This is a genomic window from Tenacibaculum holothuriorum (assembly GCF_002120225.1).
In the GTDB taxonomy this organism is placed as follows: Bacteria; Bacteroidota; Bacteroidia; order Flavobacteriales; family Flavobacteriaceae; genus Polaribacter; species Polaribacter holothuriorum.
Genome location: NZ_LAPZ01000003.1, coordinates 253798 through 265672, shown reverse-complemented (window position 1 = coordinate 265672; position 11875 = coordinate 253798). Strand labels below are relative to the sequence as shown.

The 11875-nt window shown below is 31.2% G+C and carries 9 protein-coding genes; 4 read left to right on the top strand and 5 right to left on the bottom strand.

Annotated elements, in window-relative coordinates:
- Positions 1–33: 33 nt before the first annotated feature.
- Positions 34–2562, bottom strand: a complete 2529-nt coding sequence (locus WH52_RS06460; RefSeq protein ID WP_086030126.1) for a DUF5916 domain-containing protein — start codon at positions 2560–2562, stop codon at positions 34–36.
- Between the two features lie 248 nt (positions 2563–2810).
- Here WH52_RS06460 and sucC point away from each other — a divergent pair, with 248 nt between their 5' ends.
- Both sucC and WH52_RS06450 read left to right on the top strand, forming a co-directional pair.
- The gene (sucC, locus tag WH52_RS06455) at positions 2811–4007 is read left to right on the top strand and encodes an ADP-forming succinate--CoA ligase subunit beta (protein WP_086030125.1); all 1197 of its coding nucleotides are present in this window, start codon (positions 2811–2813) and stop codon (positions 4005–4007) included.
- Positions 4008–4109: 102 nt separating this feature from the next.
- Positions 4110–4673, top strand: coding sequence for a hypothetical protein (locus WH52_RS06450; protein WP_086030124.1), 564 nt, complete (start codon positions 4110–4112; stop codon positions 4671–4673).
- 9 nt (positions 4674–4682) lie between these two features.
- Here the strand turns inward: WH52_RS06450 and WH52_RS06445 are convergent, their stop codons facing one another.
- Both WH52_RS06445 and WH52_RS06440 read right to left on the bottom strand, forming a co-directional pair.
- Complete coding sequence (locus WH52_RS06445) at positions 4683–5378, bottom strand: LytR/AlgR family response regulator transcription factor (RefSeq protein WP_086030123.1); 696 nt, start codon at positions 5376–5378, stop codon at positions 4683–4685.
- Complete coding sequence (locus WH52_RS06440) at positions 5375–6379, bottom strand: sensor histidine kinase (protein ID WP_086030122.1); 1005 nt, start codon at positions 6377–6379, stop codon at positions 5375–5377. The genes WH52_RS06445 and WH52_RS06440 overlap by 4 nt, the downstream gene beginning before the upstream one ends.
- Before the next feature lie 199 nt (positions 6380–6578).
- On the opposite strand from WH52_RS06440, the gene WH52_RS06435 reads away from it, so the two are divergent.
- Both WH52_RS06435 and WH52_RS06430 read left to right on the top strand, forming a co-directional pair.
- Positions 6579–8951 carry a TonB-dependent receptor domain-containing protein gene (locus tag WH52_RS06435; RefSeq protein ID WP_086030121.1) on the top strand — a complete coding sequence of 791 codons (2373 nt, stop codon included), beginning with the start codon at positions 6579–6581 and terminating at the stop codon, positions 8949–8951.
- Between the two features lie 38 nt (positions 8952–8989).
- A complete protein-coding gene (locus WH52_RS06430) occupies positions 8990–9550 on the top strand; it encodes a YceI family protein (RefSeq protein WP_086030120.1) in 561 nt (186 codons plus the stop codon).
- A gap of 60 nt (positions 9551–9610) precedes the next feature.
- On the opposite strand, the gene WH52_RS06425 is transcribed toward WH52_RS06430, so the two are convergent.
- Together WH52_RS06425 and uvrB are read right to left on the bottom strand one after the other, a co-directional pair.
- Positions 9611–9871: a hypothetical protein gene (locus WH52_RS06425; RefSeq protein ID WP_086030119.1), complete on the bottom strand. Its 261-nt coding sequence runs from the start codon at positions 9869–9871 to the stop codon at positions 9611–9613.
- Positions 9872–9876: 5 nt separating this feature from the next.
- Entirely contained in the window at positions 9877–11865 is a 1989-nt protein-coding gene (uvrB, locus tag WH52_RS06420) for an excinuclease ABC subunit UvrB (RefSeq protein WP_086030118.1), read from the bottom strand.
- Between the last annotated feature and the right edge of the window lie 10 nt (positions 11866–11875).

Here is an 11875-nt window from a genome sequence, read left to right as displayed (position 1 = left end):
AGATTTACCTGATTTTAATTAAGAATATTATCCCTAAAAAATATTCTTAATATTGTTATAGTCTATAAAATAAACGAGTCTTAGAGAGAAGGTGTGTTTATGAGCGTCGTTTAATAAGTTGTCTAAATTGTCAAAGAAATTAACATTAGTATTGTCGTTTCTACTAAAAATTGAATTTCTGTAAAAAGCTATTAATTGGCTTCCTGGTGCAAATTGCCACACGTAATTAATATCTAAATTCCAGTTATTAAAGTTTACATCATAACTATCAGAATACGAAGTGTTTTCTAATTGTCCGTTAGAAGTATTCAATTTAAAAAACTGACTTTTATAAGGAACTTTTGTCCAGTTATGAAGGAAGGTAATTGATAGAGAAGAAGTGGTGCTAAAACTATACTTTCCGGATAATGAGTTATCATAGGTTCTTCTATCTCGTTGCCCAAAGATGATATCGCCATTAACTTTATCTACATATCCTAAATCGTCATCAGTATTATTAAATCTAAAAGCATAAGAAACCGAAAATTGATTATTGAAACGATAACGAGGTCCAATTCTAAATCCGTATGACTGTTTAGAAATATTTTTAAAGAAAGTATAATACCAGTTGTAATCTATTGCAAGTTTTTTTCTGTAATCGGTAGAAGCCCAATGATTAATGTTTACTCTAAAAGGTCTTTCAAAGAAAATACCACTCATGCTGCCTTGACGCGGTTCAAAGAAATCCTTTCTCTTAGAGCTTAAGTTTAAGTTTCCTCCAAAGCTAAATCTGTTTCTTGTATTTGCCCAAAATGATAAGCCTGAGTTGACCCCTGTAAATGTTCCTGGGTTATGTAAAAAGTTTACATTATAATACCAGTTTACACCGTAATTGTTAAAAATTCCTTTGGGTTTTAAAAGTCTGTAACCAAAGAAACCATAAACTCCTTGTTCGTTGTTACTAAATAGAATTCCTAAATCATTAGGGTTGTAGTCTTTGTTTTCGAATTGATATCCTATTTCCCAACGCCATTTTCCGGCATGTTTTCCTATACTTGTATCAAAAGCATATCCAGTAGTTGTGCTTTTATATGTATTGGTTTGACCATTATTTTCTGAGGTTTTTTGTTCATAGATATTACTCATTTTAAATGAACCGTCTATGTTATAGGTACTTTTTTTATCTTCAATATGCCATAAGGCTCCTGTTACATTTGCATCTCTAAAGCGTCCTTCTCTTATTACATTAGTATTAATTAAAGATACAGATGAATTTTGGTTGAATTGTTGGTCTAAAACTAAAATGTTATAGTTTGCTATAGGATTCGTTAAACTTTTGTAATTAGATACTCTTGTTATTGTGTCTAACCCTTCTATAGTTTTTTCAGTTCGAGTTATAGTGGCTTCTGTTTTATCAGTTATTGCATTAAAAAAACCAATACCTAAACCGCTTTTTGTACGTCCAGATATTTTAATGGCATTTAACATTTTAACATTAGGATTATCTGTTATTTTTTCATTAACCTTAATGTTATTATTAAATTCTTCGTCATCTCTTAATACTCGTTCGTTCGAAAATTCATCAATAGGTCTTCCTCCAATTCTTCTTGAATAGAATAATCTTCCTTTGTTAAATAACTCTGTTCCTTCTGTGAAAAATTGACGTTGTTCTGTAAATTGTTGCTCAAAAGGACCTAAGTTTAACTGTACATTATCAAAACCAACTTGACTAAAATCTGGAATCAACGTAGCATCTAAAGTAAAATTTTCAGTAATTCCATATTTAACATCCATTCCAACACTCCAATCAAAATCTGTATTTCCTTTGTGAGTAATAGTTGTAGCTGATGCATACGGATAAAAAGATAATCGAGTAGGAGGTTTAATATCTCTAAAGTCTTCTATTAAACCATCGTATTGCGTCCAGCTTCCTTGGGTGTTATCAATATGGTTCCATGTATAACGAGCATTTATATTTCTTATTTCTCTGTGGAAATTCATACCCCAACTTTGAATGGGTTGATTTGCAAAGCGTAAAGCTCTGTACGGTATTTTTATTTCAACTACCCAACCTTTGTCTGTGATTTTATGGGCACTTTCCCAAACTGCACTCCAGTTCCAATCTTCTCTTCCTCCGTTAGAAACTTTAAAATCAAATTGCACTCCAGCAGCAGTAACTGCAAAAGCAAATGGGTTTTGTCCATCATCATTTGGGTTGATTAGAATCATAAAAAAATCTGCATTTCCAACATTATCTCTATTTACAAATTCTTTCGGAATTTTATCAGGATTTGGAGTGTGCATTAAAGCACTTATATAAACCGCATCGTTATCATAAACTAGTTTAACTTCAGTTTGATAACCTTCTTGCTCAGGCTTACCATTGTCTGGTCGCATCATAATGAAGTCTTTAGAAACTTTTACATTTGCCCATGCGTTGTCGTCTAATTCTCCGTCAATAGTAGGTGGATTTTCTACTCTAATAGCCTGATTTTTTTTCCTGTTTTTATTTACTTCTTGTGAAAAAAGTTGAAGTGAAACAAAAAGTAGAAAAATAGTTAGTTTTAATGCAATTTTTAACATTATTAGTTGTTTGTGTAAATTTTAATATAAAAATAGCTGAAATAGATATTTTATATGCTAAATTGATGTTAATTACAATAAAGACCTGTTAATTTTTACACCGTTACATTTTTAATGTTAAAGAAATGTGAAAGTAATTTGTGATAAAAATTTATTCTAATGAATTCCTAAATAAATTAAACCTTAAATTAACTTAAAGTTTCATTTGAATTTGTATTTTTGTTCGACTTTTAAAATTCATAACTGAAATGAACTTACACGAATATCAAGGTAAAGAAATATTAAACAGTTTTGGCGTTCGTATTCAACGCGGAATTGTAGCAAATACACCAGAAGAAGCTGTAGAAGCAGCAAAGAAATTAACTGAAGAAACAGGAACTGGTTGGCATGTAATTAAAGCACAAGTACACGCAGGTGGTCGTGGAAAAGGTGGTGGAGTTAAGTTAGCTAAGAACTTAGATGAGGTAAAAAGTATTTCTAATGATATTTTAGGAATGATGTTAGTTACTCCTCAAACTTCTGCTGAAGGAAAATTAGTAAACCAAATCTTAATTGCTGAAGATGTTTACTATCCAGGAGATAGCGAGCCAAATGAATTTTATATGTCGGTTTTATTAAATCGTGCTACTGGTAGAAACATGATTATGTACTCTACTGAAGGAGGTATGGATATCGAAGCAGTAGCTGAAGAAACTCCACACTTAATTTTTACAGAAGAAATTGATCCTGCTACAGGATTATTACCATTCCAAGCTCGTAAAGTTGCTTTTAACTTAGGTTTAAGTGGAGCTGCTTTTAAAGAAATGGTAAAATTCGTTACAGCATTATATACTGCATATGACAAGTCAGATTCTGCGTTATTCGAAATTAACCCAGTATTAAAAACTTCTGATGATAAAATCATGGCAGTTGATGCTAAAGTGACTTTAGACGACAATGCTTTATTTCGTCACAAAGATTATGCAGCGATGCGTGATGAGCGTGAGGAGAACCCAATTGAGGTTGAAGCAAGAGCTGCTGGATTAAACTATGTTGATTTAGATGGTAACGTTGGATGTATGGTAAACGGAGCTGGTTTAGCAATGGGTACTATGGATTTAATTAAACAAGCTGGTGGTGATCCTGCAAACTTCTTAGATGTAGGAGGTACTGCTGATGCACAACGTGTTGAAACTGCTTTTGGAATTATCTTAAAAGATCCTAACGTAAAAGCAATCTTAGTAAACATCTTCGGAGGAATCGTTCGTTGTGATCGTGTTGCTCAAGGAGTTGTAGACGCATACAAAAATATGGGAGACAAAATCAATGTGCCTATTATTTGTCGTTTACAAGGAACTAATGCTAAAGAAGCAAAAGAATTAATTGATAACAGTGGAATGGAAATTATCTCTGCAACAGAGTTCCAAGAAGCTGCTGATAAAGTACAAGAAGTTTTAGAAGCATAAAACTTTTTAATTAATTCTTAGTAATATATTTAAAAACCTCACTGTTAAAGTGAGGTTTTTATTTTTTGATTTATATATTGTTAACTTAAATAAATAGAGAAGATGAAAAAGATTTTAATACTACTCTTATTGCCTTTACAGTTGATGGCTCAAGAAACTCCAAACTCAGTACAGTTTTGGAATACTCTAAAAGAACATTGCGGAAAAGCTTATGAAGGTCAAATTATTGCGGGAGGAAAAGAAGGAGATGGTTTTGTAGGAGAAAAATTAATAATGCATGTTCGTTCTTGTGGGGTAAATACCATTAGAATTCCATTTTTTGTTGGAGAAAACAAGTCTCGTACTTGGGTTTTTACGATGGATGAGAATAAATTGATTGGTTTGAAGCATGATCATAGACATAAAGATGGCTCTGAAGATAAAATAACACAATACGGAGGTTCAAATCCTAATACAGGTTTAGCGCATATTCAATTTTTTCCTGCAGATCAAGAGACGGCAAATTTAATACCGTACGCATCTAATAATGTTTGGTGGGTAACCATAGATAAAACAAGTTTTACCTATAATTTACGAAGAATAGGAACAGATAGATTTTTCTCTGTAAAATTTGATTTAACAAAAGAAGTTAAAACTCCAAGTGCACCTTGGGGTAGTGAAGATTAAAAGTGTAGTTTATAAGTAGTTCGATATGAAATTGTCCTTATAAGCTCTACCAATTGGTATTTGTTTACCATTTGTTAAATACACTAAGTTCCCTGCAACTTTCTCAATAAACTCAATGTTGATAATAAATGATTTATGTATTTGAACAAAATTGGAAGGTAAATTAAGCAACCAGTTTTTCAGTGATAAAGAGGTAAGTGTTTTTTTATCTTGTGAGTATGCTTCGGTATAGTCAGAAGAAGCTTCAATATAGGAAAGTTCTTTATAATGAAGTTTAATCAATTCATGACCTGACTTAATAAAAATGTAGGTTTTATCTGTCTTTTTAGAATCTAAACTAACTTCATTTTTTTGAATAATGCTATTTACCTTATTTACTGATTTTAGAAAACGTTCAAAAGAAAATGGTTTTAACAAATAGTCTACAATATCTAATTCATATCCTTTTATGGCGTAATCGCTAAATGCAGTTGTTAGAATGATATGAGGCTTTTCATCTAAAATTTCAATAAAATCAATACCAGATACTTTGGGTAAATGAATATCTAAAAATAATAAGTCAATCGATTCTGTTTTTAAAAACTGAAATGCTTGAAGTGCATCCGAAAACGTACCTTTTAAATCTAAAAAATTGACATCGCTAATGTACTTCTGTAAAATGCGCTGAGCAGGAGCCTGATCTTCAATTATTATACAAGAAATCATTCGCTAGATAAGTTAAGAGTTAAATTTACAATATAATAATTACTATCTGTAGATATTTTAAGTTTGTGTGCTTTGGGATACAATAATTGTAGACGCTTTTTGACATTTTCTAAACCAATACCTTTCGATAAATTTTGAGTATTTGTATTTTCTAAAAAGGTGTTTTTGCACACAAAAATTAACTGATTATTTCTAATACTTAAATCAATGTCAATGTCAATTAATTCCGATTGACTAGCAGTACTATGTTTAAAGGCATTCTCGATAAATACCATTAAAATTAATGGAGCAATTTTGTAACTCCCTCTACAGTTTTTTGTATTAAAGCTAACTTTTCCTCGTCCTTCTATTTGAAGTTCATTTAAAGCTGTAAAGTTCTTTAAATGTTCAATTTCCTTTTCCAAAGGAACAAAATCTTCCTTACAGTCGTATAACATATATCGTAGTACAGAAGATAACTCTAAAATAATAGAGGGTGTTTGAGGAGAGTTATCTAAAGCATAAGAGTATAGGTTGTTTAGATTATTGAATAAAAAATGAGGGTTTATTTGAGACTTTAAGAAGCGTAGCTCGCTTTCATTTATTGCAGTTTGCATGGTTTCTAATTCTTGCTGTTTTTTCACTATATCCCAAGCAATTTTAAAGGCAACCATCATAAAGACAATAGGGAATATACTTAATAAGGTATAATAAATATTGGAAACATGTTCTGCTCGTTCACCACCAACAAGTAAAGGCTCAAGTACGTATTCTTCAGCATAGTATAGTCCTAAGAGAATAATTAATATAAGTACCCAGAATGTAATGAGTTTCTTTTGATAAAAATACCTTGGTATTAAAACATAACTAATAAATAAGGAGACAGAAAGATAAAAACTAAAGAAAAAAACAGAATATAAATGAAAGCTTTTATTGTGTTTGTCAAAAGAGTAAATCAAAAACAAAACAACAGCAAATAAGGCTTGATATATAAATTCTTTAGCTTTAAAATTGACTTTCATGTTCTTATGTTTTGTGAATGAAATAAACTGGTATCAAAAATATACTGTAAATGTTAAAAATCTTCATAGAATTCTGTATTCGACACTTTTTAGAAGGTAAACGACATTTCTACGTTTACCCTAAAAAAATGGTAGTTTAAAGAAAATATTATAACAAGCTCTTTATAAAATTGATTTTTGCTGTACTAAAAATATACAAATGAAATTAAATCTACTCGTTGTATTCCTATTTATAGGACAATTATGTATAGCACAAAATACGTTGACAGTTAGAGGGAAAATTGTTGATGCAAATTCTAAGAAACCCCTAGAATTTGTATCGGTAATAATAAATAGTAATAAAACAAATCAACCTATAACTGGGGTAACTACAGGAATTGATGGAACTTTTGAGTTAAAGACTAAAGAAAAAGATATAAATGTTGAAGTAAGCTTTATTGGTTTTAAAACCATCAAGATAAATACTGTTAAAAAAGAGAATGACGTTGCTAATTTAAATACTATTGAATTAGAAGAAGATGCACAGCAACTAGATGAAGTTGTTGTGAGAGCAGAAAAGTCCTCTACTGAATTTAAATTAGATAAAAGAGTTTTTAATGTAGGAAAAGACCTAAGTTCTACTGGAGCAAGTGCGATGGAAGTTTTAAATAATGTGCCTTCTGTTAATGTAAGTATTGAAGGAGCAATTACTTTAAGAGGTGGACAAGGAGCGCAAATATTAATTAATGGAAAACCTTCGGTTATTGCCAGTCAAGAAGGGAATGCATTAGGAACAATTGTAGCTGATCAAATAGAAAAAATAGAAGTAATCACAAACCCTTCTGCTAAGTATGAAGCTGAGGGAACCGCAGGAATTATTAATATTGTTTTAAAGAAAAATGATAAAAAAGGATGGAATGGTTCTATCAGTTTGAATACGGGTATCCCTAATAATCATAGTATTGGGGTAAGTCTTAATAAAAGAACAGAGAAGTTTAATATTTTTAGTCAGGTTGGAGTAGGGAAGCGTACTTTTCCGAATGAATCAAAGAGTTATAATATAAATAGAACTAATAATAACGAGATTTTATCTAAAGGAGAGGGAGACAAGAACGAACAGTTTTACAACATTACCTTAGGAACAGATTACTATATAAATCAATACAATGTAATTACACTTTCTGGAAACTTTGCTTATGAAATAGAAGATGAAGATTCTAAAACGCAATTTGATCAAATTGATGGAAATAATGCAACATTAAATAGCTCATACAACCGATTCGAAATTACTGAAGCAACAAATCCGAAGTACCAGTATGAACTTCAGTATAAAAAGGATTTTAAAAATAATAAAGAGCAAAGCTTGTTGTTTAGTGCTTTAGGTAGTTTTTTTGGTAAAGATCAATCTTCAGAGTTTAAAAATGAAGCAATTGTAGGAATTGCAGATCCTAATCAAAAAACACGTACAGATTTTAAAGAAGCACAATATACATTTAAACTAGATTATACACATCCAATAAGCGAAACGTATACTATTGAAACTGGTGCTCAATATGTACTGAACGATGTAACAAATGACTATGCTGTAGACAATTTTCAAGGAGGTACTTGGGTGAATGATGCTAGTTTGACAAATATTTTTGATTATAAGCAAAATGTACTTGGGATATATGCAACAGCGGCCTATGAAGGAGAAGAGTGGGGTGTTAAACTTGGAGGTCGTTTAGAAAACACAGACTTAAATACAGTTTTACAAACTACCAGTCAGGAGAATGCTCAAAACTATACAAACTTTTTTCCAAGTGTACATACCTCATATAAAGTAAGCAACAATTTTTCTATTCAAGCAGGATATTCAAAGCGTATATATAGACCAAGGTTATGGGATTTAAATCCATTTTTTAATATCAGAAACCAGTTCAATATATTTACTGGAAATCCGAATTTACAACCTGAATTTACAGATTCATATGAGTTAACTTCTATTCATAAAATAGGAAAACTTAACCTAAACTTAGGAGTCTACTATCGTAATACTACTGATGTAATTGAAGATGTGTCTAGTTTTGATACCAGTACAGGAGTTACTACCAGAATGCCACAAAATTTTGGTACCAGTAAAATAACTGGATTCGAAGCAAACTATAAAGTGAATTTGACAAAGTGGGCTTCTTGGAATGGAGATTTCAACTACAATTTATTCAACAGAAAAGGGCAGTTTGATGCCAACAATAATTTTGATTTTGAAGGAAGTCGTTGGGATACAAAGTCAACTATCAAGTTTAAATTACCTGAGAGTTTTGATTTAGAAGTGTCTGGTAATTATCGTTCAAAATACAAAACAGCACAGGGAACCGTTTCAAAAAATGCCTTTGCCAATTTAGGATTGAGAAAGAAAATTATTAAAGGAAAAGTAATTCTAAACTTAGGTATTCGTGATTTGTTTGCATCAAGAATTTTTGAATCTACCCAAGAAGGGACTAATTTCTTTAGTAGTAGCAGTCGTCAAAGAGGTCGTTTTGTAACATTTGGAATTAGTTATGGCTTTGGAAAAGGAGAGGCTATGGAGTATTCAGCGAGAAAAAGATTTTAAAACATAAATAACAATAAACCCATATAAATTTAAATAAAATGAGAAAAGTAATATTAGCGTTAGTTGTATTAGTAACATTAGGAGTAAATGCACAAGAAAAATGGACAGTAGATGCTTCACATTCATCAATTAATTTTGCAGTATCTCACTTAGTGATTTCTGAAACGACAGGTTCTTTTGATGGTTTTGATATTTCTGCGATTTCTAAAGAAAATTTTGAAAGTCCGGTTTTTTCTGTAAGCATAAAAACAGCAAGTATCAATACTAAAAATGAAGGAAGAGATAAGCATTTAAGAGCCAATGATTTTTTTGATGCTGAAACTTATCCAAGTATTCAATTCGTTCAAAAAGACTTTAAAAAGTTAGATGGAAAGAAGATGGAAATTTCTGGAGATTTAACTATTAAAGGAATTACTAAACCAGTAGTTTTAAAAGGAAAAATTAATGGGGTAGTTGCTACTAAATACGGAATGAAAGCAGGAGTGAAGTTAGAAACTACTATTAAACGTACTGATTTTAAAGTAGGTGGTAAAGGCGGTTCTATTGGGGAAGAAGTTGAACTTGTAATCAACTTAGAATTAAATAAAAAGAAAGCTTAATTACCATATAAATCCTTAGAAATAAAAAAGTCTCTGTCTTAAAACAGAGGCTTTTTCGTATTAAAGTTGATTATTTTTTTGTTTTTGAATATAAGCATCCCATAATTCATTTGGGTTGTCAATTGATAATTCTACATTACGACAATTACAACATACAGTTGCTAATAAACTAGATTTAACAGATCTGTTGAATAATACACGATTTGTAGTTTGAATTTGAATAGATAAATTATGTTTTTCGTTATAATGACCAACATCTGTGATATTAACTTTATCAATTATTTTGTTAGAATCACATTTGTTACATTTTCTATTTTCCATATTTATTAAAGTTTTTCTTTTAAGATTTCAATTTCATCACGTAATTGAGCTGCAGCCATAAAATCTAAAGCTTTTGCAGCTTCTTCCATTTGTTTACGTTTGTTTCGAATACGTTTTTCTATTTCAGTTTTTGGTAAATATTCTAAATCTTGTTCAGCAGCTTTTTGGGTTGCATTATCGTAATGATATGAGGTAATTGCAGATTTAGATAAAGTGTTATCTATTTTTTTATTAATCTGTTTAGGAGTTATATTATTTGCCGTATTGTAATTGATTTGTTTTTCTCTCCTACGAGTGGTTTCGTCAATGGTCATTTGCATACTATTGGTAATTTTATCCGCATACATAATAGCTTTACCATTTACATTACGAGCTGCTCTACCAACGGTTTGCGTTAATGAACGATGAGAACGCAGAAATCCTTCTTTGTCAGCATCTAAAATAGCTACTAAAGATACTTCTGGAAGATCTAATCCTTCTCTTAAAAGGTTTACTCCGATAAGAACGTCAAACAATCCTTTACGTAAATCTTGCATGATCTCTACACGTTCTAATGTATCTACATCTGAGTGTATATATCGGCAACGAATTTGAATTCGTGTTAAGTATTTTGCTAATTCTTCTGCCATTCGTTTAGTCAATGTAGTAACTAATGTACGTTCGTCTTTTTCAACGCGAATTTGAATTTCTTCAATTAAATCATCTATTTGATTTAAACTTGGGCGTACTTCAATTTCTGGATCTAATAGTCCTGTTGGTCGAATTACCTGTTCTACAAATAGTCCTTCTGTTTTTTGTAATTCATAGTCCGCAGGAGTAGCAGAGACATAAATTACCTGATTTTGTAGCATTTCAAACTCTTCAAATTTTAAAGGTCTGTTATCCATTGCAGCAGGTAATCTAAAACCGTATTCTACTAAATTCTCTTTTCGACTTCTATCACCACCATACATGGCATGAACTTGCGGTACGGTTACGTGACTTTCATCAATAACCATTAAGTAATCATCTGGAAAATAATCTAATAAACAGAAAGGTCGGGTCCCAGCTTCACGTCCATCTAAATAACGAGAGTAATTTTCAATTCCAGAACAATAGCCCAATTCTCGAATCATCTCTAAATCAAACTCGGTACGCTCTTTTAATCTTTTTGCCTCTAAATGTTTACCAATCTCTTTAAAGTAATCATACTGTTTCATCAAGTCTTCTTGAATTTGATGAATGGCATTTTGTAAGACATCAGGAGAGGTAACAAATAAATTCGCCGGATATATAGTTAGTTGATCTAACTTATCAGTTACTTTATTAGTTTCAATATCAAAAGTTTCAATTTCTTCAATTTCATCTCCAAAAAAATGCACACGATATCCACTATCTCCATAAGAAGGATAGATGGTAACAACATCGCCTTTTACTTTAAAAGTACCACTTTTAATTTCCGTTTCGGTACGTGCATATAAACTGGTAACTAATTGGTGTAAAAATTTTGTTCTTGATATTTGTTGATCTACTTCAATAGGAATTACGTTCTTTTTAAATTCGGTTGGATTTCCAATACCATACAAACAAGAAACCGAAGCAACAACTAATACATCTCGTCGTCCAGAAAGTAGAGAAGAGGAGGTGCTGATTCGTAAACGTTCTATTTCTTCATTTATAGATAAGTCTTTTTCAATATAAGTTCCTGTTACTGGGATATATGCTTCAGGTTGATAGTAATCATAATATGAAACGAAATATTCTACTGCATTGTTTGGGAAAAATTGTTTAAACTCCGAATACAGTTGTGCTGCCAAGGTTTTGTTATGGGCCAAAACTAGGGTAGGTCTGTTTACTTTAGCGACTACATTTGCCACTGAAAATGTTTTACCTGAACCGGTAACACCTAATAAAGTTTGAAACTTTTCTCCATCTGTAATTCCATTAGCTAATTGATTGATAGCTTGAGGTTGATCACCCGTAGGTTGAAACTCTGAAACAATTTGAAAATCCATAGGAGCAAAA